General features: G+C 64.9%; 20 protein-coding genes. 12 read left to right on the top strand and 8 right to left on the bottom strand.

Annotated features, from left to right (window positions below):
- Positions 1-32 precede the first annotated feature (32 nt).
- The 3 genes from smpB to RDV64_RS03120 are packed head-to-tail and all read right to left on the bottom strand — an operon-like array spanning position 33 to position 2,435.
- Entirely contained in the window at positions 33-515 is a 483-nt protein-coding gene (gene smpB / locus RDV64_RS03130; RefSeq protein ID WP_309197832.1) for an SsrA-binding protein SmpB, read from the bottom strand.
- Between the two features lie 48 nt (positions 516-563).
- Complete coding sequence (locus RDV64_RS03125) at positions 564-1,847, bottom strand: hypothetical protein (protein WP_309197831.1); 1,284 nt, start codon at positions 1,845-1,847, stop codon at positions 564-566.
- Between the two features lie 60 nt (positions 1,848-1,907).
- Complete coding sequence (locus RDV64_RS03120) at positions 1,908-2,435, bottom strand: methylated-DNA--[protein]-cysteine S-methyltransferase (RefSeq protein ID WP_309197830.1); 528 nt, start codon at positions 2,433-2,435, stop codon at positions 1,908-1,910.
- 88 nt (positions 2,436-2,523) lie between these two features.
- Here RDV64_RS03120 and RDV64_RS03115 point away from each other — a divergent pair, with 88 nt between their 5' ends.
- Positions 2,524-3,237 (top strand): ribonuclease activity regulator RraA, encoded by a 714-nt coding sequence (locus RDV64_RS03115; RefSeq protein ID WP_309197829.1) that lies wholly within the window; start codon positions 2,524-2,526, stop codon positions 3,235-3,237.
- 63 nt (positions 3,238-3,300) lie between these two features.
- Here the strand turns inward: RDV64_RS03115 and RDV64_RS03110 are convergent, their stop codons facing one another.
- Positions 3,301-4,944 carry an acyl-CoA dehydrogenase family protein gene (locus tag RDV64_RS03110; RefSeq protein ID WP_309197828.1) on the bottom strand — a complete coding sequence of 548 codons (1,644 nt, stop codon included), beginning with the start codon at positions 4,942-4,944 and terminating at the stop codon, positions 3,301-3,303.
- A 184-nt stretch (positions 4,945-5,128) separates the two neighbouring features.
- Here RDV64_RS03110 and plsY point away from each other — a divergent pair, with 184 nt between their 5' ends.
- Both plsY and dprA read left to right on the top strand, forming a co-directional pair.
- Positions 5,129-5,746, top strand: coding sequence for a glycerol-3-phosphate 1-O-acyltransferase PlsY (gene plsY, locus RDV64_RS03105; RefSeq protein ID WP_309197827.1), 618 nt, complete (start codon positions 5,129-5,131; stop codon positions 5,744-5,746).
- On the top strand, positions 5,743-6,855 hold the full coding sequence (gene dprA, locus RDV64_RS03100; protein ID WP_309197826.1) for a DNA-processing protein DprA: 1,113 nt from the start codon (positions 5,743-5,745) through the stop codon (positions 6,853-6,855). The genes plsY and dprA overlap by 4 nt, the downstream gene beginning before the upstream one ends.
- 18 nt (positions 6,856-6,873) lie before the next feature.
- Here the strand turns inward: dprA and RDV64_RS03095 are convergent, their stop codons facing one another.
- The gene (locus RDV64_RS03095; RefSeq protein WP_309197825.1) at positions 6,874-8,274 is read right to left on the bottom strand and encodes an EAL domain-containing protein; all 1,401 of its coding nucleotides are present in this window, start codon (positions 8,272-8,274) and stop codon (positions 6,874-6,876) included.
- Positions 8,275-8,394: 120 nt separating this feature from the next.
- Entirely contained in the window at positions 8,395-9,183 is a 789-nt protein-coding gene (gene paaG, locus RDV64_RS03090) for a 2-(1,2-epoxy-1,2-dihydrophenyl)acetyl-CoA isomerase PaaG (protein ID WP_309197824.1), read from the bottom strand.
- Between the two features lie 154 nt (positions 9,184-9,337).
- On the opposite strand from paaG, the gene RDV64_RS03085 reads away from it, so the two are divergent.
- From RDV64_RS03085 to RDV64_RS03070, 4 genes are all read left to right on the top strand, one after another.
- Positions 9,338-10,267 carry a ketopantoate reductase family protein gene (locus RDV64_RS03085; protein WP_309197823.1) on the top strand — a complete coding sequence of 310 codons (930 nt, stop codon included), beginning with the start codon at positions 9,338-9,340 and terminating at the stop codon, positions 10,265-10,267.
- 320 nt (positions 10,268-10,587) lie between these two features.
- A complete protein-coding gene (locus tag RDV64_RS03080; protein ID WP_309197822.1) occupies positions 10,588-11,451 on the top strand; it encodes an ATP-binding cassette domain-containing protein in 864 nt (287 codons plus the stop codon).
- 93 nt (positions 11,452-11,544) lie between these two features.
- Positions 11,545-12,825, top strand: a complete 1,281-nt coding sequence (locus tag RDV64_RS03075) for a hypothetical protein (protein ID WP_309197821.1) — start codon at positions 11,545-11,547, stop codon at positions 12,823-12,825.
- Positions 12,826-13,184: 359 nt separating this feature from the next.
- On the top strand, positions 13,185-14,261 hold the full coding sequence (locus RDV64_RS03070) for a polysaccharide biosynthesis/export family protein (protein WP_309197820.1): 1,077 nt from the start codon (positions 13,185-13,187) through the stop codon (positions 14,259-14,261).
- 101 nt (positions 14,262-14,362) lie between these two features.
- Here RDV64_RS03070 and RDV64_RS03065 read toward each other — a convergent pair whose 3' ends face one another.
- Positions 14,363-15,025, bottom strand: coding sequence for a uracil-DNA glycosylase (locus RDV64_RS03065; RefSeq protein WP_309197819.1), 663 nt, complete (start codon positions 15,023-15,025; stop codon positions 14,363-14,365).
- 20 nt (positions 15,026-15,045) lie between these two features.
- Entirely contained in the window at positions 15,046-15,618 is a 573-nt protein-coding gene (locus RDV64_RS03060; RefSeq protein ID WP_309197818.1) for an NYN domain-containing protein, read from the bottom strand.
- Positions 15,619-15,826: 208 nt separating this feature from the next.
- Here RDV64_RS03060 and rpoZ point away from each other — a divergent pair, with 208 nt between their 5' ends.
- The 5 genes from rpoZ (at position 15,827) to lepB (ending at position 20,528) form a co-directional block, all read left to right on the top strand.
- The gene (gene rpoZ, locus RDV64_RS03055; RefSeq protein WP_309197817.1) at positions 15,827-16,207 is read left to right on the top strand and encodes a DNA-directed RNA polymerase subunit omega; all 381 of its coding nucleotides are present in this window, start codon (positions 15,827-15,829) and stop codon (positions 16,205-16,207) included.
- A gap of 12 nt (positions 16,208-16,219) precedes the next feature.
- A complete protein-coding gene (locus tag RDV64_RS03050) occupies positions 16,220-18,550 on the top strand; it encodes a bifunctional (p)ppGpp synthetase/guanosine-3',5'-bis(diphosphate) 3'-pyrophosphohydrolase (RefSeq protein WP_309197816.1) in 2,331 nt (776 codons plus the stop codon).
- A gap of 60 nt (positions 18,551-18,610) precedes the next feature.
- On the top strand, positions 18,611-19,240 hold the full coding sequence (locus RDV64_RS03045; RefSeq protein WP_309197814.1) for a DUF2062 domain-containing protein: 630 nt from the start codon (positions 18,611-18,613) through the stop codon (positions 19,238-19,240).
- Positions 19,237-19,665, top strand: a complete 429-nt coding sequence (gene acpS / locus RDV64_RS03040; protein ID WP_309197813.1) for a holo-ACP synthase — start codon at positions 19,237-19,239, stop codon at positions 19,663-19,665. The genes RDV64_RS03045 and acpS overlap by 4 nt, the downstream gene beginning before the upstream one ends.
- Before the next feature lie 101 nt (positions 19,666-19,766).
- Positions 19,767-20,528, top strand: coding sequence for a signal peptidase I (gene lepB / locus RDV64_RS03035; RefSeq protein WP_309197812.1), 762 nt, complete (start codon positions 19,767-19,769; stop codon positions 20,526-20,528).
- Positions 20,529-20,553 lie beyond the last annotated feature (25 nt).

The raw sequence follows: 20,553 nt of genomic DNA, 5'->3' as shown, positions 1-20,553 counted from the left end.
ACAAAGAAACGGTGGCGCGTCGCGCGCCGTGATCAGCCCTTGTCGCGCAGCAGGCGTTGCTTGTCGCGCTGCCAGTCGCGCTGCTTGGACGTCTCGCGCTTGTCGTGGTTCTTCTTGCCCTTCGCCAGCGCCACCAGCACCTTCGCCATGCCGCGCGCGTTGAAATAGACGCGCAGCGGCACGATGGTGAGCCCTTCCTTCTGGATCGAGCCGATCATCTTGTTCAGTTCACTGCGGCGCAGCAGCAGCTTGCGCGGGCGGCGCAGCTCGTGGTTGAGCAGCGTCATTGCCTTCTGATACTCGGGAATGTGGAAATTGTAGAGCCACAGCTCGCCGTTGGTATCGCTGGCGTAGGCGTCGGCCACGTTGGACCGGCCATCGCGCAGCGATTTCACTTCCGTGCCCTGAAGCTGGATGCCGGCTTCCACCGTGTCGAGGATCTCGTAGTTGAAGCGCGCTTTGCGGTTCTCTGCGACGACCCGCTCGTTGGGGTCCGGTTTGTTCGGTTTGGCCATCGGGGACTTCTAGGGTCTTTTGTTCGGCATTCCTATATGGGGCGCCGTTCAGTGCTTGAAAGAGAGGGTGGATGTGCCTTCCGCGTCAAACGGCCAGTCGGTTGCATCCGTCAGCGCTTCCACATCGTCCCGCGAGCGGGCCTCGGCCAGCAGCGCCTCACTGACGAAAACATGCTCCAGCTGCAGCGTGTTGGGGATGTAGGCGATGCGGGGGGCCAGCGGGTCTGCCGCGTTGCAGGTCTTAACCGCACCCTGCACGGCCATCTTGTCGGTCGCCATGATCATCGGGATTTTCGAGCCCGTGGTGACGGTCGACGTCAGGTGGTTGGTGTAGAACGCGCGGTAGTCGATCTGGTCGTAAAGGGCCTTGGTGCAGAAGTCCGCAAGGCCAAGGCCCGTGGCGTTGCCGCCCGACCGTTGACTGATGTTCAGCACAACCAGCTTGCCGGTGGTCTGGCGCAGATCAAGATAGGGCGTGCCGGGGCGACCGGTGATGTTGGGATCCATGCCGGAGCCGGAAAAATCCTTTCCCATCTGGCCGACCACCAGAACGTCCAGCGGGTCGAACAGCACGCGCGGCATTTTCGATCGCGCTTCGGCAAGCAGGGCCGGTTCGCGCGCCAGAATGTCCTCGGCGAACACCACTTCGGCCATGGCGATCCGGTCGTAGCCATTCTCGACGGTTGCAAGGCCGAACAGGATCGGCGCGTTGGCGAGCTTCACCTTCGCCATCTCCACCACGTTGTGCGCCATCCGGCCGAAGCCTTCCTGGTGGCAGCTGTCCGCGCCCTTCTGGTTGGCAAGGCCGATTGCCATCATCTTGCAAAGGCCGCTCTCGATGGTGCCCGAGAAGCTGGTGTGCGGCTTGACGCGGTTGATGAAGGCGATGTGGTCGGCCCCCATCGCCTCGGCGTCCATCAGCGCGGCAAGGCCGCTGGGGAGCTGGCCGACGGTGACCGTTTCCATGGATGAGCGGATCGGGCAGCCGGCGCTCTCTTCGGTCACGCCGAGGGAGGCCAGCATTTTCGTCTGCCCTTCCGCGGACGCACCGCCATGGCTGCCCATGGCCGGCACGATGAAGGGTTCTGCGCCCGCCGCCTTCAGCGCCTCGACCGTGAGGCGCACGAGGGTCGGGAGTTCGGCAACGCCGCGGCTCCCGACGCCGAGCGCCACGGTCTCGCCGGGTTTGATGCGGGCGGCAAGGTTGGCCTCGGTGAAGGCGCGGCTAAGGTGGGCTTCGAGGTCGGCGATGTGGGTGTCGTCGAAAATCTGCCGCACCGGCGCCATCGCCGGCACCTTGATGTGCTCAACCAGATCCCGAATGACATCCATGCCCGTTCCTCCCGTTTTGCGGCCAACCTAACAGGTCGATTGCACATTTGGGCAAGGGTTTCAGGCGATGGCGGCAAACAGGCCCGAATGGGCCGCCTCATGGGCAAGGAGCCAGCGCTTGCGTTCGATGCCGCCGCCGAAGCCGGTGAGCGAGCCGTCGGCGCCGATCACGCGGTGGCAGGGCACAGCGATGGCAACGGGGTTGGCGCCGTTGGCCAGCCCGACCGCGCGGCTGGCCTTGGCGGAACCGATGCGCGCGGCAAGTGCGCCGTAGCTCAGCGTTTCGCCGGGCCCGATGGTGCGCAGGGCGGTCCACACCCGCTCCTGGAAGGCGCTCCCGTTGGTGCGCACCGGCAGCGCCTGCAGCGCATCCATCGCGCCGGCAAAATAGGCGTCCAACGCCTTTGCGATGGCGCGGGGGACGGGCGTTTCGGCCACAGTCAGCGCCGCGCCGTGATAGCGCACCAGAAGGCGGTGGAGGCGCTCGTCATAGCCGTCGAAGTCGAGCGCGCAGAGATTGTCCTCGCCGTCGGTGATGACGGTGAGCGGGCCGATGGGGGAGGGGCATGCGGCGCGGCAAAGTTGCATGGCGCGAGCTTGCCGCGGACCCGGCGGCGGGGCAAGGTCTCTCCCATGGCGCCCAGGCACATCAACAGCCGGGCGACCGGAGGAAAAGATGCTCTCTGACGAAAACCGCGAGGCGCTCAAGGGCGTCTCCACCGCGACGCTCTCCACGGCCCTGTTCAAACGTGGCCTCAACAACCAGTTCGTGCAGAATGTGAGGCCGATCGACGCCGGCAAACCCAACATGGTCGGCGAAGCGTTCACGCTGCGCTACATTCCGGCCCGCGAGGACCTGAACCCCATCACGGTCTTTCAGGACCGCGGTCATCCCCAGCGCAAGGCGGTGGAGGACTGCCCGGCGGGCGCAGTGCTGGTGATCGATTCGCGCAAGGACCCCACCGCAGCATCCGCCGGGGCGATCCTCGTTTCGCGGTTGATGGTGCGTGGTGTTGCCGGTGTGGTGACGGACGGCGGGTTTCGCGACAGTCCGGAAATTGCTGATCTTTCGATCCCCGCCTACCACAACCGGCCGTCCGCCCCCACCAACCTCACGAAGCATCAGGCGATCGACATCAACGTGCCCATCGGGTGCGGCGACGCGCCGGTGTTTCCGGGCGATGTGATGGTGGGCGATGGCGAGGGGGTCATCGTGATCCCGGCCCATCTGGTGGACGAGATCACCGCGGAAGCTGTCGAAATGACGTGCTTTGAGGATTTCGTGGCCGAGAAGGTGCTGGAGGGCCGCTCCATCCTCGGCCTCTACCCCGCCACCGAGGAGGCAACGCGCACCGAATTCGCCTCCTGGCGCAAGGGGCGGGGGCGCTAGCGCCGCCGCCCCCAGGTGTTGTGGGCGGGCGTCCAGCGCCCGTCCGCACCCGGCGGGCGCCTGTCAGTCTTCCGGGACGGTGAAGTCGATGATGGCGGCTGCGTCGAACCGGCTGTCGAGTGCGCCATATTGCGCGGTGTAGCCGCCGCGCAGGCGGGCAGCGACAAATGCGTCCGACACCACCCGCGGCAGGTTCGCCCGCATTGCCGCCGCCGCGCCCACCATGGCCAGCTGGTCGGCAAAGGCGCGGGCGAGACCCGGATTGGCGACAGCCTCGCGGCCCAGGATCATGGTGCGGTCGATGAGGTCGGCATTCTGGGTGCCAAGCTCGGTGCCGAGCTCGTCCAGCGCATCGGCAAGAACGCTTTCGTCGCGGGCAATGAGGCTGATCAGGTCGTGCGCGGCATCGTTGCTGGCACCGTCCCAGGTGGCAAACACGCCAAGATCGGGCGCAACGCGTGCCGCGGGGTGGGTCTGCGACAGGGCAGCGGTGCCCATCAGCTCGCGTGCTTCCATGGCAACGGCGCCGGCTGTCTTCAGCACGTAGATCTTGGTGGCGGGCGTGAGAACGCGGGCCACGGCATGGTCGCCATCGCGCTCGAAGGCACGGTCGAACGCCGCGGCGAGGCGCAGGGAAAGCGCGGTCTGCGCGGCGCTGGTGAGGGCAAGGTCCGCCAGCAGGCGCTCGTTCAGCGGATCGGCAATCAGCGCCTGACCGTCGAAGAAGCGGGTGCGCAGATAGTGCGCGGCGCGGCCGACGGCAGTCCGCACGGAGCCTGCCGCAATCACCGCGCTGTCGAGCTGGGTGAGGGTGCGCACGTCGCGCAGGACCTGCAGGCCGCGGCCTGGATCGCCGATGGTGCGGCCGCGCGCTCCCTCGAAGCGGAGGTTGGCCAGCGCCTGCGCTTCCAGCCCGCCAGGGCTGAGCATCTGCTCGATGGCGATTGTGTCGGCGTTTTCGGGTGCATAGCGCGGCACGATGGCGGCGGTGGGGCCATCGGCGGTTTTCACCAGCACCAGCAACAGGTCGGCGCCGGGTGCGCAGACTGCGGCTTTCTCGCCGGTGATCCGGATGCCGTCGCCAGCGGTAAGCTCGCCGCGGCTGCGGATGGCGCCATGCTCTCCGGCGTGGTCCCGCTCCGAGATCGCCAGCGTCAGGATTGCGCCTTCCTTCTCCGACACGGGAATCGGGCGACGATCGTACCGGCGTGAGGCAAGGAGGGGAAAGAGTTCGGCCTCCAGCTCCGGCGCGTAGGCGAGGGAGGCAATGGCCGCATGGGATGCGCACACCGGGGCAAGGTGGCCCCGCTCGCAGGAGGCGGTGAGGTAGAGGGTGGATGCGCGCAGGCGGTGCTGGCGCGTGCCGTCGCCGTCCTCCCACGCAGAGGACAGGAGGCCGGATGTCACACTGCGGTTCATCAGAGCGTGATAGGCGGGGTGCATCTCCACCTGGTCGATGCGGCGGCCTTCGATGTCCTCCCGGCGGAGCTTCGGGCCATTGGTGGTGGCGAGGCGCGCCACCTCCTGCGCATCGACCGAGCCCCAATAGGTGCCAAGGGTGCGCAGCTCTTCCTCGGTCCGGTCGTCGAGGGTAGCATCCATGCAGGCGGTCAGCACGGGATCGGATGCGAAGGCGTTGTGCCCTGCATACTCTGCCGGTCGCATGACGGGCGACGCAGGCGTATCGTCCACGCGGCGAAGAGCCACGCGTCGACCTAACGTCTCATCCATCGTCTTGTGCACAGCGTGGGTTCCCCGACAGAATGCATTGAGCGGGAAGGCATTTAAGTTAGTTCTTAGCGATCAAGCCAGCATGCGGCAACAGCCGACTTTTCCGACGCGCGTTGAAAAGGTTAATTGCATGTGATGCTAAACAATAAATGGAGAACTCATGCCCGATCCGATCAGCTGGGCGGCGGTCTGGCCCTACTTTCTTGCGGTTTTCGTGCTCGCTTACCTGATGGGGGCGGTCCCCTTCGGCCTGCTGATCACCAGAATTGCCGGGTTGGGGGACGTGCGCAAGATCGGTTCCGGCAATATCGGCGCGACAAATGTCTTGCGCACCGGCCGCAAAGATCTTGCCGCTGCCACGCTTTTTCTTGATGGCGCGAAGGGGGCGGTCGCGGTTCTGGTCGCAGCCCGGTTTGGCGGGCCCGACTTTGCGGTGACGGCGGCGCTCGGCGCGTTTCTGGGCCATCTTTACCCGGTCTGGCTGGGCTTTCGCGGCGGCAAGGGTGTGGCCACCTACCTCGGCTGCCTTGTGGCGGCCGTGCCTCTTGCGGGGCTGGCGTTTGCCGCCGTGTGGCTTGCCACTGCGTTCATCTTCCGCTTCTCGTCGCTGGCTGCGCTGGTGGCAGCGCTCGTCACGCCATTCGTGCTGGTGGGGCTCGATGAATACCAGTTTGCCGAGGTTTTTGGCCTCCTGACGGCATTGTTGTGGTTCAAGCACACGCCCAACATCCGGCGCCTGCTGTCGGGCAGCGAGAGCCGGATCGGCAAGAAGTCGTGAACCCCCAGCAGGCCCCGCGCGGTGCGCAGGCGGAAGCGGACTGGCTCCGTCTCATCCGTTCGGAGAATGTCGGCCCTGCCACGTTCTGGGGTCTGCTCAAGCGCCACGGGTCGGCGGCTGCGGCGCTGGAAGCGCTGCCGGAAATTGCGTCGCGCGCAGGCTTGAAGCGGCCCATCGTCCGCGCCACTGCCGATGAGGTGACACGCGAGCGGGCGCGGGCCGAACGGCTCGGCGTCGGATATCTCTTTCTTGGTGCGCCGGGCTACCCGGAGCGGCTGGCGCGCATTCATGCGCCGCCGCCCGTGATTACGGTGCGCGGCGACACGGCGGTGCTGTCGCGCGCGCCGCTCGGCGTTGTGGGGGCGCGCAAGGCGTCCGCGGCGGGATGTACGCTGTCGGCGCGTTTTGCCGAGGCGTTCGGTGCGGCAGGGCGCACGGTGGTTTCGGGCCTGGCGCTGGGCATTGATGCGGCCGCGCACCGGGCTGCGCTGCCGTTCGGCACGGTGGCGGTTGTGGCCGGCGGCGTCGACCGGCCGACACCGGAAGAGCACATCGCGCTGGCAGACGAGATCATCGCGAGCGGCGGGGCGGTGGTGTCCGAAATGCCGCTCGGGTTCAACCCGCGGGCGCGGGACTACCCGCGGCGCAACAGGTTGATTGCGGGCCTCAGCGATGGCGTGGTGGTGATTGAGGCGGCACACAATTCCGGGTCGCTGCACACCGCGCGCTATGCCGCCGACGAGAACCGCGAGCTGTTTGCCGTGCCGGGGTCGCCGCTCGATCCGCGTGCGGCGGGGTGCCTTCAGCTCCTGCAATCGGGGGCGGGCATGGCCGTCACGGCGCGGGACGTGCTGGACGGTGTGGCGCGCTGGGACCCGCCCGAGCCGCGTTTTCCGGGTTTTGCAGATGATGCCGATCAGCCTTTGCCGCCGGCTGCCATGGAGCGGGTCGCGGCCAGCCTGTCGCTGACCCCGGTCACGGCCGACGACCTTATCCGCCAGACGGGACTGTCCGCCGGGGCGGTGATGGCAGCCCTTGTCGAACTCCAGGTGGCCGGGCGCGCCGAGGAAGATGTCGACGGCACCGTTCGCGCCATCTCGCCGGCCTGACCGGCGGGAGATCCGTGCTCAGGCCGCGTTGGCGGGCGCGCGCATCGTCTCGTCGTTCATGGACCGCGGTGCAGCGGACTTGGTCCGCGGCTCGTAGAACGCGCCGATCTCGGGCTCCAGCCGCACGCCTGCCACATTGTCCGGCGGCGGGTAGATTGCGGCAGCGCCACGGCCCAGCGTATCGGGCAGGTTGGCGGGGTTGACCGGGCGGCCAAGATGGTAGCCCTGCGCAAACCCGACCCCAAGGCGCTGAAGCTGGGACAGCTCCTTTGCATTCTCGACGCCCTCGGCCACCATTTTGCTGCCTGTGGCTTGCGCAAATCCCGCCAGCGCTGACATCAGCGACTGTGCAGCCTTGTCGCGGTGGATGTTCCGCGTCAGCGAAATGTCGGCCTTGATGATGTCCGGCTTTAGCTGAAGAATGTGGCTGAGGCTTGCATAGCCACCCCCCGCGTCGTCCACGGCGAGAGCGACGCCCTGCTTGCGCAGCGGCGCCAACGCATCGCGCAAGGCAGGGTAGTCACTCACAGGGCTGTGTTCGGTCAGCTCCAGGATGATCCGGTGCAGCGGCCGCCCCTCCAGCGCATCGGCAAATCCCGGAAGCATCGCCGTGTCCGGCGATACGTTGATCGAGACCGAAACGGCCTCCGGCACGATGTACAGCGTCTCAAGCCCCCTGCGCAGGGCCAGCAATTCGAGTTCGGCGCGCATGCCGGCCAGCTCTGCGTCGGCAAACCACAGGTCGGGCGTGCGATAGGGTCCGTCCTCGAAGCGCGAGAGGACCTCCACCGCAAACGGTCTGGCATGCTGGATGCCCCAGATCGGCTGTAGCGCAACGGTCAGCTTCTCCGGCGCGGCGAGCACTGCGCTGACGCGCGCCCGCGCGTTCCGCACAGCCAGCCCGTCATTCAGGTCCTGGGTGATCTGGTAGGAGGCAAGGTCGCAGAACGCCTTGAGCATTGCGTGGTCGCGGTCGTTCAGGGTTTCATTCGGATGTCTGGAAACGCAGCAGAACGTGCCGTAGAGGCTGCCGTCCTGCAGGTGCAGCGGCGCGGCCACATAGGCGGCGACAGGGAAAGCGTGAGTCACGTCAAGAGACTGCGCAAACGGCACGTCGGCGGTGTTGGGAATGAGGCCGGGCAGGTTCCCGTCCAGCATCGCCCTGCAGTAGCCGTCTCTGGCGGGCCTCGGTTCTCCGATCGTGGGAGCCGGGGCGCCGGGCTCGGCGTTGACGTAGCGCGCGATGGTGTGGTCGTCCCGGACTTCGTTGATGTACGCCACGTCCATGTTGAGATGGTGACGCATCACGTCCAGCGCGCGGTTGACCATGCAGCTGCGATGTTCGTCCGGGCCTGCGGTGACGAACTGCAGAATATCGGCGGTCTTGCCAAAATCACTCTTTTGCATGGGGTTGGCCATGTTTCTTGCTCCTGCGCCTGAGAGCGTGAAACTAAACCAGTGGTCGCGCGGGGGTACGGCCGCACGGTCGATAATGGGTATGCGGCGAACGCCGTGGAACACGGCACGGCGGCCGTGGCGCTACCGGCGTCCCTTGAAAACCGGCGGCCTTTTGGCGAGGAAGGCCGTCACCCCTTCGGCGTAGTCCGGGTGTCGCCCCTGTGCCTGTTGCAAGTCTCGCTCAAGGTCCAGCTGTTTATCCAGCGTATTGGCGGCGCCGGCATCGAATGCACGCTTCATGGCGGCCAGTCCGTCGGTGGGGAGGGCGGCCAGCCGCGCGGCAGTGGCCATGGCCGCCTCCATCAGCCGCTCGTCTTCGTACACGCGGTAGACGAGGCCCCAGCGCTCCGCCGTTTCGGCGTCGATCTTCTCGGCCAGCATTGCCATGGCGCGTGCGCGCACCGTGCCGACAATGCGGGGCAGGGTGAACGTGCCCCCGGCGTCCGGCACCAGACCGAGATTGGCGAACGGCTGAAGAAACACCGATGAGCGCGCGGCAAGCACGATATCGCATGCCAGCGCCACGTTGAGCCCGGCGCCTGCGGCGACCCCGTTCACCGCCACCACCACCGGCACGGGCAAGGCCCGGATGCGGCGAACAAGCGGGTTGTAGAGCCGGTCCACGGTCTCACCGAGATCGGGCGGCGCGGCCCCTTCGCCCAAGGCCCTGTCAGCGAGATCCTGACCGGCGCAAAAGCCACGTCCCGCCCCGGTGAGCACCACGGCGCGGATGCCTTTGTCGCCCTCGGCCAATGCAAGGCCATCGGCGAGCGCCTTGTGCATCGCCTCGTTGAAAGCGTTCAGCCTTTCGGGCCGGTTCAGCGTCAACAGCAGAACGGCGCCGCGGCGTTCGCAAAGAACCGCGTCCATCGGATCATCCCCCGCAATGGCCAGCCTTGGGGCTTGATGTGCCCGCAGGCCGCCGTCAACATGATTTTCCCGGCCGCTGGCACCGTTAGCGCCGGTGTCGCCGCGCCGGCTGTTCATGGTGCCGGAGAGCGCGCGCTAGCAGGAGAACAATCCCGTGAAGATTCTGGTGATGGGGGCGGGCGCCGTCGGCGGCTATTTCGGCGCACGCCTGCAGGCGGCCGGCGAAGACGTGACGCTGGTGGCCCGCGGGGCGCATCTGGAGGCCATCCGTAAAAACGGCATCCGGCTGGAAAGCGGGCTTGGCAATCTCACCCAGCCCATTGCCGCCACCGATACGCCGGCAGACGCGGGGCCGGCCGATATCGTGATGTTTCTCGTCAAGCTCTACGACACGGCGGAGGCGGTTGAGGCCATCCGCCCGGTGGTGGGCGCCGGCACGGTGGTGATCCCGTTCCAGAACGGCATCTCGGCCCGCGGGGCGCTGACCGAGGCGTTCGGCGTGGCGCGGGTCGGCGGCGGCGTTGCCTATATCGGCGCCGAAGTGGAGGCGCCAGGGGTGGTGCGGCACAGCTCCAGCTTTGCACGGGTGGTGTTCGGCCCCTTCGCGGCAACGGCGCGCGCGCCACTTGCTGCACTGTCCGCTGCATTTGGCCGGTCCGGTGCCGAGCATGCCCTGGTGGACGACATCAACCGGCAGATCTGGGAGAAATTCATTTTCCTCTCCGCCTTTTCCGCAATCACCTGTCTGACCCGGCTGCCCATCGGCCCCGTTCTGGCCGACCCGGCATCGCGCGAGTTGTTCCGCGCCGCAATGGCGGAGACCCTTGCCGTTGCCATGCTGCACGAACCCTCGGTGGACCCCGGCATTGTGGAGGCTCGGATGGAGATGCTGTCCGCGCCCGGCAGCGCGGGGATGAAGTCGTCCATGTTGTTTGACCTGGAGCGCGGCCGGCGGTTGGAGGTTGCCGAGTTGTCCGGCAAGGTGGTGGCGCTTGGCGCGGATGCCGGCATTCCAACACCGGTGCACCGGGCCGCCTTTGCCGCCCTCAGCCCGTGGCGCAGCGGCAATCCGCTCGCTGGCTGAGCTTGCGGGCGGCCAGAAGCGGGCGTAGGGCATTTCCCGCGGCCCCCATTGATCCATTTGCACGAAACCTGCTTGTGCCGGACAGACCGCGTCAGGGCTTGCGCCCGCTGTTGCTGAACCGATATTTGACATCAGGCTGGCCCGCCGGGCGCTGTCCTGCGCTGGCAGCAGCGCGGTTTGAGGCGGGCATGGACCATTCTCGGCTTTAGGATGTTCAGCTTGCGCTCAGGCGAAGCAGTGTCCAAGAAACAAAGTGTGGTACACTTTGTGCAGTGCACAGTTCGCGGGCTTGTTGCATCGCGAAGGTTGCGGAGACCAGTATGAGTCAGGCGACGGTCGTCTCCTTTGAGGACGCGATGCGCGACCGCGATGGCGGTGCGAGCGAGCAACGTGTCGTCACCGAAGAGGACCTGCTTGCCCGGCAGACCCGCATCCACATCAACCGCTGCCATGCCGCGCTCGACAAGGTCGACGTCACGATGCAGCTCAAGACCCAGCGCATCAACGTCTTCCACAACCTTTCGGTCGGGTTCCCGAAGGGGCGGAAGATGGTGATGTTCGGGCACGAAGGCTCGGGCCGCGGGACCATCATGGATATTCTCCAGCAGCGTCAGGCGCCCGATCGCGGGAAGGTTCACGTCAAGTCGAACATTTCATGGCCGGTGGGGTCGCTGGCCTTTGCCGACCCGCGGGTGACGCTGCGGGACAACACCTTGTTCATTTCCCACGTCCTCGGCTTGTCCACCGAGGCAACTATTGCCGCCACGCTGAGTTTTCTGGAGCTGGAACCCAAAGCTCTCAAGGAGCCGTTCAAGTCCTTGCAGCTGATCCCCCGGCGGCGCTATGGCTATCTCATCGCGCTCCTGTGCGACTTCGATCTGCTTCTGTTCAATGGCCCCTTCAAGCCGCACACATTGAAGCTTGACGAAGAGAGAGGCGAGGAACTGAAGACGCGTCTTTTATCGAAAGACTATCTCATGTCGATTGATAGCAGGCGCCTGGTTCCTGAGAACGCGAATCTGGCTTACATCCTTTATGAAGGCCGTCTGTACCATTTCGACGATGTGGAGGAAGCCGCAACGATCTTCGAAGCGTTGCCGCCGCCCCAGAATGCCCCAGTCAGCAGTAAAGGCGAATCCGATGACGCGTTCGACGAGGAAGACAACGGGGAAGTTCTCTTTTAGCCCGCGATGACAGACAACAACCTGGTTCCAGTATCCGAAGCGAACGAACGCCGTGCGGCCTTGCGGAAGGCGCGCCTGGAGCGGCGCCGTGCCGTGACCGAGCGGGAGGAAACGCAGCCGGCCGAAAGCGAAGAGGCGGCAGGGTCGTCGCGCGTTGCGACAGCGCGGGCCAACCCCGGCGCGCCGCCTGCTGTGCTGCGGCCCGAGCAGTTCTCGTTGCCCCCCCGCCCGCAGATGCTGAAATCGACCACCCGGTTCGGCCGCTTCGTCAAGATGCTGTTCGTGGTGTTCGTTCTGGTGCCGACGGTTCTGACGATACTCTTTTACGGCTTTGTCGCGGCCGATCAGTACGCCACGGAAAGTGCGTTTTCCGTGCGCGGGGCAAGCGCGACGACCTCGTCCATCGACATTGGCGCCATGTTCGGTGTCGGCGGCACGGGCGGCGATAGCGAAACCGCCGACAGCTACATCCTGCAGGACTATATCGAGTCCCGCGAAATGGTGGAGCATCTGGTCGCCGAAGCCAATTTCCTCGAAATATATTCACGCCCTTCGGCGGACCCCTACTACCGCCTCGACCCGGAAACGACCATCGAGGGGCTGGTCTCCTATTGGCAGACCATGAGCGCGGTGGAATACGACACCGACACCGGGATCATCAGTATGACGATCCGCGCCTTCCGCCCCGCCGATGCCGAGGCGATCACCAAGAAGGTGCTGGAAAAGTCCGAGGATCTGATCAACTTCCTGTCGCTTCGGGCCCGCGAGGACAGCCTGCAAACCGCCCGCAACGAGCTGAAGATCTCGGAAAAGCGTTATTCCGATGCCCGCAAGAAGGTGGCGTCCTATCGCGGCTCCGAGCGGGAAATCGATCCGACGGCGGTCGCCGCATCGCGCCAGAGTCTTGTGGGCTCGCTTGAGGCGGAGCTTTCCTCCACGGAGGCCGAACTGAGCGCGCTGCTGTCGACCATGAGCAAGAACTCGCCGCGCGTCGTCTATGTGCAAAACAAGATCGATTCGCTTCAGCGGCAGATCGCCAAGGAGCGGCTGAGCGTGGCAGTGCGCGATGCCGGCTCCAGCGACGGACCGGACCAGCTCGTCCTCACCGAGCGTCTGTCCAACTACGAAGAGATTGTCGCCGAGCGCGAGTTTGCCGAGCGGGCCTATGTGTCGAGCCTCGCCTCGCTGGAAAGCGCGCGTGTGGATGCGATGAAGCAGCAGCGCTACCTCGCCGTCTTCCTGTCCGGTAGCGCACCGGAAGACGCCACCTATCCCCAGGCGATCCGATGGACAGCCATCGTGTTCGGTTCGCTTTTCCTCATCTGGGGAATGATTGCGCTGGTTGGCGCCGCAATTCGCGACCGGGTGAGTTAACCCTGTTCTTGCGCGTTGCCAGCTGCGCCGGGGGCTGATCCCCGGCTGGCTGGCAACCCGCCGCCGTTGGAACCTTCCCTGAATTCAGGAGTTTGCTGGCCCCGCTGCCGGACCGCGGTGCGTCGCGGCCAGCGCGACCGGCTGCGATTCAGGGTAAATTTATTGGCGGGGGCTGTGAATTTTCGTGTGCCTTTGCTGCAACGGGTTCCATCAGTTCGACCATGACCGGCCGATCGTGGCTCCACCCGCAATCCTCACAGTGGTAAGGATCCCTTGTTGCGGAATGGAAGGTCAGTGCGATGATTTTTAGAGGTGCGGCGGCAGTGCTCGTCTCAATCGCCTTGGCCGGATGTTCGGCGTTGCCCTCAAGCGGCCCGCTGCGCAAAGACATAGACACGCTCGACAACCCGAATTTCAAGAAACCGTCGCACCTTGTCATTGATGTTGATGAGAAGGTCACCAACATCACCGGCCAGTACCAGCCGCCGGGGTTCTCGTCCTTCTTCAAGGTGCAGGACGGCAGCACGGCAATCCGGCTGCAGGTCGGCGACCAGGTCAAGGTCAACATCTTTGAAGCGGGGGCGGACGGTCTGTTCTCCTCCTCCACGGCCAAGGCCACACAGATTGAAGCGGTGATCGACGAGAGCGGCCGCATCTTCGTTCCCTATGTGGGCGCGGTCCGGGCCTCCGGTCTTGCGCCGGCTGCGCTGCGCAGCACCATTGAGGCATCGCTTGCCGACAAGGCGATCCAGCCGCAGGTGCAGGTGCTGGTCGGCCAGAGCCTTGCCAACTCCGCCACCGTGCTCGGCAAGGTGAACGATCCGGGTCCCAAGCCGGTCAGCGTCGCGGGCCTTCGTGTCCTCGATCTGATTGCGGCAGCTGGCGGCACCACCGGCGAGACCTACGAGTCGCAGGTGACACTGCGCCGCGGCAACACGGTCGCCACCGCCAACCTCGAAGACCTGTTCGACGTGCCCAAGGACAACGTCTCGGTTCGTCCGGGTGATACCGTTCTCGTCAGCGACGTGACGCGCACCTTCACCGTCATGGGGGCCACCAACACCAAGGAAGAGTTCAAGTTCGAGGCACGCCGCGTCACCCTGGCCGAGGCGATTGCCCGTGCCGGCGGTCTGGACGACAAGCTGGCCGATGCCATGGGCGTCTACATCTTCCGCTTCGAGCCGGACTTCATCGCCAAGGCGCTGGACGAGCGCGCCGTCACCACAGCCGAAGGCTCGCTGGTGCCGACGATCTACCAGATCAACCTCAAGGACCCGCGCTCCTTCTTCCTGATGAAGCAGTTCGAACTGCGCGACGACGACATCCTCTACGTGGCAAACCACCCGTCTGCCCAGCTCGGCAAGTTCCTGGAGATCGTGTCGCCAATCATCAACACGGCCACCACGGTCGCGACCCTCACCACGCGCTTCAAGTAGGCAGGGCCACCGCGCCTGACGAAAAAGGCCAGCCGGTTCGCCCGGCTGGCCTTTTTCGTTTCATTGGGTACCGTGAGGGCAGGCGGTGCGAAGACCGGCGGTCAGGCGCCGTCGTCGACGAGGCGGCGGACGTTCGCAATCACGGTGTCGAACATCTCAGGCGTCAGGACGCGGGTGTTCACGTTGTAGCGGGAAGGGTGGTAGCTGTCGGCGACGATGACAGAGCCCGGCCGGTGCACCGCGCCATGCCCGAACTTGTAGGCCGACAGTTTCAGCCCCAGCGTGCGCAGCACCGTGTCGTGCGCAATGCGCCCCAGCGCCAGAATGACGCGGGTGCCCGCCACCGCGCTGATGGTCTCGGCGAGAAAGGGGCGGCAGGTGTTGATTTCCGGCCCGGTGGGCTTGTTCTTCGGCGGCACGCAGCGCACCGCATTGGTGACGGCGGCACCGCAAAGCTCCAGCCCGTCGTCAGGCCGGGCGCGGAAGACGCCGCGGGCAAAGCCGTGCGAAATCAATGCGTTGTAAAGAATCTCTCCGGCAAAGTCGCCGGTGAAGGGGCGGCCGGTGCGGTTGGCACCCGAAACGCCGGGCGCGAGCCCCACAACAAGAAGCTGCGGCGCGTCAACTGGCCAGAAGGTGGGAACCGGCGCATTAAAGCCGTCCGGCACGGCCTCCCGCTGGGCGAGGCGATATTCCACCAATCGGGGGCACAGGGGGCAGTCGCGCGGCGGGTCGAGCGCGGTCAGCGCCTTGTGGTCAGCCATCGGCAAGGCGCCGCCGCGGTTCAGGTGGAGACGTGGACGACGCGCTCGGGACGAGCCTGCCGCTCGGACGGGTCGCGGCCGATCATCGCCTGCAGATCGTTCAGCTCGATGAAATTGTCAGCCTGACGGCGCAGATCGTCGGCAATCATCGGCGGCTGCGTCTGCAGGGAAGAGACCACCGAGAATTTTTTCCCCTTGCGCTGAACGGCCTCGGCCAGGCGGCGGAAATCGCCATCGCCGGAGAAGAGGACCACATGGTCAACCTGGTCAGCCAGCTCCATGGCATCAATAACGAGCTCGATGTCCATGTTGCCCTTGACCTTCCGGCGGCCCGACTGGTCGTAGAATTCCTTCAGCGGTTTAGTGACGACCGAATAGCCGTTATAATCAAGCCAGTCGATCAGCGGCCGCAAGGTCGAGAATTCCTGATCTTCCGCGAGGGCAGTGTAATAATAGGCGCGCAGGAGGTATCCCTTCTTGCCGAACTCGGTCAAGAGGCGTTTATAGTCGATATCGAAGCCTAGAGACCGAGCGGCGCTGTATAGATTGGCACCGTCAATGAACAGAGCGATTTTTTCTCGCGGGTCGAACATCCGATATCTTTCGTTTGCGCGCAGGGTCTGGAAATATACCATGCGACTGACATGGACCCTGCTTTGTTGGCTGTCCAGAACTGGAGCCCGCCCGATGGAGCGGGCAAAAGCTACGTTTGCCTATATCTAGGGTACGTGACGCTTGCGCCAACGCTGCCTGATTGATATTTGGAAGGCTTCTTGTCAACTTAATTCGTTGGAGAGCGCAATGGCGCGCGTGACTGTCGAAGATTGCGTCGACAAGGTCGAAAATCGTTTTGAGCTGGTGCTTCTTGCCGGCCACAGGGCACGTCTGATCTCGAGCGGTTCGCCGATCCAGGTCGATCGCGACAAGGATAAGAATCCTGTCGTGGCGTTGCGCGAGATTGCCGACCAACGCATTCATCCCGAGGATCTGAAAGAAGAGCTGATCCACTCCCTGCAAAAGCATACCGAAGTCGACGAGCCCGAGCCCGAGCCCGTTGCCGCCGTGACCTCCGGTGCCCCGTCCGAAGACGGCGCCGACACAAGCTTCAATTCCATGTCGGAGGAAGAGCTCCTGCGTGCCATGGAAACCCTGGTGCCGCCTGAGCGGACAGAGGAAGTCTGAGGGGCCGCTGCCATGCGCAGCGATCCGCCAGAGCAAGACAGCGTCCCGTCTGCGGACGGTGCGCCGACCAGCGGCGGGCGCCTCGGTGAGGCGGCCGCTGCGCTGAAAGTGGCGACCCGGCCGGCCGAAGCGCCGGCAACCCCGGCGGCAGACGCCGGTCGCCCCGGCGATACTGCGCCCGCCAATGCGGACGCTGCCGCCAAGCCTGCGCGGCAGATGATGCGGCAATATGAGCTTGTCGAGCGCGTGGCGAGCTACAATCCCGGCAGCGACGAAGCCCTCCTCAACCGCGCTTACGTCTATTCCATGCGCAAGCACGGCCATCAGACCCGCGCGTCGGGCGATCCGTATTTTTCCCACCCGCTGGAAGTGGCCGCGATCCTGACCGGGATGCGCCTGGACGATGCGAGCATCGCCACCGCGCTGCTGCACGACGTGATTGAAGATACCGACGCCACCCGCGCGGAAATCGACAAGCTGTTCGGCAACGAGATCGGCAAGCTGGTCGACGGCCTCACCAAGATTGCCAAGCTCGACCTTGTGAACGTCGAGGACAAGCAGAGCGAGAACCTGCGCAAACTGTTCCTGGCGGTGGCCGACGATGTGCGCGTGCTTCTCGTCAAGCTGGCCGACCGGCTGCACAATATGCGGACCCTCAAGTGGGTGCCGCCGCACAAGCGGACCCGCATTGCCGAGGAAACGATGGACGTCTACGCGCCGCTTGCCGGGCGCATGGGCATCCAGTGGATGCGCGAGGAGCTGGAGCATCTGGCCTTCGGCGTGCTTTTTGCCGAAGAAGCGGTTGTCATCGAGAAGGAGCTTGCCAAGCGGCGGGAAGCGCTGGGCGCCCGCTTCGGCGACATCGAGGCCGAACTGGCCGGGCGGCTGGCCGAAAACGGGATCGACGCCACGGTCAGCGGGCGCGAGAAGCGGCCCTATTCGATCTATCAGAAGATGCAGCGCAAGCTGGTCAACTTCGAGAGCCTGTCAGACATCTACGGCTTCCGCGTGATCGTGGACACGCCGCTGGCCTGCTACAAGGCGCTGGGGGTCATCCACACCTCGTTCAAGTGCGTGCCCGGTCGCTTCAAGGACTACATCTCGCTGCCCAAGCAGAACGATTACCGCTCGCTGCATACCACCGTCATCGGCCTGCAGGATCAGCGCGTGGAGCTGCAGATCCGAACCCACGAAATGCACCGCTTTGCCGAATATGGTGTCGCGGCGCATGCGCTCAGCAAGGATGGCAGCGCGCGCTCCATGAAGGAACTGGCGCACGATTCGAAGGTCTATGCCTGGCTCCGGCAAACCGTCGAGCAGCTTTCCGACGAGGGCAACAGCCGCGACTTCCTGCACGACACCAAGCTGGAGCTGTTCCAGGACCGCGTCTTCTGCTTCACGCCCAAGGGCAAGCTGATTGCCCTGCCGCCGGGGGCAACACCGATCGACTTTGCCTACCAGGTCCACACCCAGATCGGGAACAGCTGCACGGGCTGCCGCATCAATGGCCACCCCAAGCCGCTGGTAACGCCCCTCGCCAGCGGCGACGAGGTGGAGATCATGCGCAAGGAGGGGGCATCCCCGCCGGCAGCGTGGAGCGTGCTTGCCGTCACCGGCAAGGCGCGCGCTGCCATCCGCAAGGCCAACAAGGATGCGGACCGGCGCAAGTTCGTTCGCCTCGGCTTGGAGCTGGTGGAAAACGAGATGGCCCGGCGCGACCTCAAGGGACCGCTGGACTTTGGCCTTGCGGCAGAACGGCTCGGCTTCGAGAGCGAGGACGCGCTCGCCCACGCGATCGGCAGCGCCGAGCGGCCGGCGAGCGCCGTCTTGTCGGTGCTCGGTTACGAATCGCCGCCCGGCGAGGTGGATGCCGGCCGCCGCCACGGGATTGCCGTCAACGTGCGGGGCGGCCGGAGCGATCTGCCGGTCCAGTTCTCGCCCAAGCACCTCGCAATCCCCGGCGACGGCATCATCGGCATTCTGGATCCAGGCAAGGGTGTCACCGTGTACCCGGTCCATGCCGGCGAGGCGCTTGATGCGTTCGGCGCCGATCCCGCCCGCTGGGTGGAGGTGGGCTGGGACCTGAAAGCCAGCGAAGGCACGCTGTACCCGGTTGACGTGCGGCTGATGGTGGCCAACGAAACCGGGGTTCTTGCCGAGATTGCGATCGTCATTGCCGAGGCCGATTCCAACATCGACGAACTCAACATGATTGCGAAAACGGACGATTTCCGCGAGATGACTATCACGCTTGAAGTTCGGGATCGGGCACACCTTTCGGCTATCCTCGATCGGCTGAACGCTTTGTCAGTTGTCAGCGAGGCATCGCGCGCGCACGCCTGATACCCCATATAAGAGTTGTGTAAGGCGCTTCGGCGCCGGTTGTTTGGAAGGAACGTTGCAATGCTGTTTGGCCGCCGGGGTAGCCCGGGCCTCATTGAGCGGTTCCGCCTCGCGCTGTGGCCGCGGCGCTCGTTTCCCCGGTCCTTCCGCTACTACAAGGCGCGGGTGTTGCGCCTGGAAGCGTCGCCCCATGCCATTGCGGCCGGGGTGGCGGTTGGCGCGTTTGCGTCCTGCACCCCGCTGATAGGGTTTCACTTTCTGCTCGCCTTCTTCTTTGCGTGGATCGTCGGCGGGTCGATGCTGGCGGCCGCCTTCGGCACCGCCGTCGGCAATCCTTTGACGTTTCCGCTGATCTGGGTGTCATCCTTTCAGATCGGCGAACTGATCCTGGGCCGGGCGCCCGGTGCCATGTCGCCGCTGCACATCGAGTGGTCGCTGGGGCTGATCACTTCGTCCTTCGGCACGCTGTGGCCGACGCTCAAACCGATGTTCGTCGGCGGGGCGATTATCGGCCTCATCCTGGCGGTGACGCTCTATGTTCTGGTGCGCTCCGCCGTGGTGGTGTCCCACAGGGTGCGCGCCGAGCGGCTGGCGGCGAGCCGGGAGCGGGCGGCGGCTGCCGCGCTGGCGAAGGCGGCCGACACGATGGCCGAGGATGGCGACGACGACGAGGCGAGGAAAGAGGCATGATTGTCGGGATCGGCTCGGACCTTGCCGATATACGGCGGATCGAATCCACGCTGAACCGTTTTGGCGAGCGGTTCGAGGCACGCGTCTTCACCGAGGTGGAGCGAGCCAAGGCCAGGGGGCGCGCCAACCAGGCGGCGACCTACGCCAAGCGGTTCGCCGCAAAGGAGGCTACCTCCAAGGCGCTGGGCACAGGGATCCGGATGGGGGTGGCATGGCGCGAGATGGGCGTGGTGAACCTCCCCAGCGGGCAGCCCACCATGGAACTGACCGGCGGTGCGCGCGAAAGGCTTGATCGGCTGGTGCCCAGCGGATACGTCGGCGCAATCCATCTGACGATGACGGACGATCACCCCTATGCGCAGGCCTTTGTGGTGATCGAGGCGGTGCCGGCAGAATTTGCGGGCAAGGCTGCGGTGGAGTCTTGACCGCGTTTTATTGCGTGTCGCTCCGGTAGAGTTTATGTCCCGCGGGTCCGCTCAATGCGGCCCGCAAGCGGCGCGTGTTCTGGAGCGCCACGATAAAGGTGATGAATAGCGTGGCGAAGAAAAAGACGGAGAGTGAGGGCGGCCTGTACGATACCGTAAAAGTCATCTTCCAGGCGTTGCTGATTGCATTCGTGATCAGGACCTTCCTGTTCCAGCCGTTCAATATTCCCTCTGCATCCATGGTCGACACGCTGCTGGTTGGCGATTATCTGTTCGTCTCGAAATACGCTTACGGTTATTCGCAATATTCCTTCCCGTTCGGCATTGTGCCAATTCCGGGCCGGGTGCTCGGCTCTTCGCCTGATCGCGGCGATATCGCAGTCTTCAAACTGCCGCGTGACAACAAGACAGACTACATCAAGCGTGTGATGGGCCTGCCCGGCGACCGGATGCAGGTGAAGGAAGGCGTCGTCTACATCAACGACGTTGCAGTCCCGCGTGAGCAGATGACTGACTACGTGGATATCGGCTTCAACGGCCGTGAGATCCGTGCGCGCAGGTTCCGCGAAACATTGCCCAACGGCGTCTCCTACGAAGTGCTGGACACCGAAGACAATGGCCGGTTCGACAACACGGGCGTCTATGTCGTGCCCGAAGGCCACTACTTCATGATGGGTGATAACCGGGATAATTCGGCCGACAGCCGTGCCAAAGACGCTGTGGGATACGTCCCATACGAAAATTTTGTGGGCCGTGCTGAAGTTATCTTCTTCTCTATTCGGGAGGACACTCCCATCTGGCAGTTCTGGAACTGGCCAACGGCGGTGAGATGGGACCGGATATTCGACTCGCTACGCTCATAAGCAGCGCGGCTGCGGGAGCGCGCTC

Source organism: Acuticoccus sp. MNP-M23 (assembly GCF_031195445.1).
Lineage (GTDB): Bacteria > Pseudomonadota > Alphaproteobacteria > Rhizobiales > Amorphaceae > Acuticoccus.
This window is presented reverse-complemented; position numbering and strand designations above follow the sequence as displayed.

What these genes read in the sequence shown, in the direction of transcription:
- smpB (WP_309197832.1), bottom strand. Translation starts at nt 515, where the DNA reads ATGGCCAAACCGAACAAACCGGACCCCAACGAGCGGGTCGTCGCAGAG.
- RDV64_RS03125 (WP_309197831.1), bottom strand. Translation starts at nt 1,847, where the DNA reads ATGGATGTCATTCGGGATCTGGTTGAGCACATCAAGGTGCCGGCGATG.
- RDV64_RS03120 (WP_309197830.1), bottom strand. Translation starts at nt 2,435, where the DNA reads ATGCAACTTTGCCGCGCCGCATGCCCCTCCCCCATCGGCCCGCTCACC.
- RDV64_RS03115 (WP_309197829.1), top strand. Translation starts at nt 2,524, where the DNA reads ATGCTCTCTGACGAAAACCGCGAGGCGCTCAAGGGCGTCTCCACCGCG.
- plsY (WP_309197827.1), top strand. Translation starts at nt 5,129, where the DNA reads ATGCCCGATCCGATCAGCTGGGCGGCGGTCTGGCCCTACTTTCTTGCG.
- RDV64_RS03095 (WP_309197825.1), bottom strand. Translation starts at nt 8,274, where the DNA reads ATGGCCAACCCCATGCAAAAGAGTGATTTTGGCAAGACCGCCGATATT.
- paaG (WP_309197824.1), bottom strand. Translation starts at nt 9,183, where the DNA reads ATGGACGCGGTTCTTTGCGAACGCCGCGGCGCCGTTCTGCTGTTGACG.
- RDV64_RS03080 (WP_309197822.1), top strand. Translation starts at nt 10,588, where the DNA reads ATGAGTCAGGCGACGGTCGTCTCCTTTGAGGACGCGATGCGCGACCGC.
- RDV64_RS03065 (WP_309197819.1), bottom strand. Translation starts at nt 15,025, where the DNA reads ATGGCTGACCACAAGGCGCTGACCGCGCTCGACCCGCCGCGCGACTGC.
- RDV64_RS03060 (WP_309197818.1), bottom strand. Translation starts at nt 15,618, where the DNA reads ATGTTCGACCCGCGAGAAAAAATCGCTCTGTTCATTGACGGTGCCAAT.
- rpoZ (WP_309197817.1), top strand. Translation starts at nt 15,827, where the DNA reads ATGGCGCGCGTGACTGTCGAAGATTGCGTCGACAAGGTCGAAAATCGT.
- RDV64_RS03050 (WP_309197816.1), top strand. Translation starts at nt 16,220, where the DNA reads ATGCGCAGCGATCCGCCAGAGCAAGACAGCGTCCCGTCTGCGGACGGT.
- RDV64_RS03045 (WP_309197814.1), top strand. Translation starts at nt 18,611, where the DNA reads ATGCTGTTTGGCCGCCGGGGTAGCCCGGGCCTCATTGAGCGGTTCCGC.
- acpS (WP_309197813.1), top strand. Translation starts at nt 19,237, where the DNA reads ATGATTGTCGGGATCGGCTCGGACCTTGCCGATATACGGCGGATCGAA.
- lepB (WP_309197812.1), top strand. Translation starts at nt 19,767, where the DNA reads ATGAATAGCGTGGCGAAGAAAAAGACGGAGAGTGAGGGCGGCCTGTAC.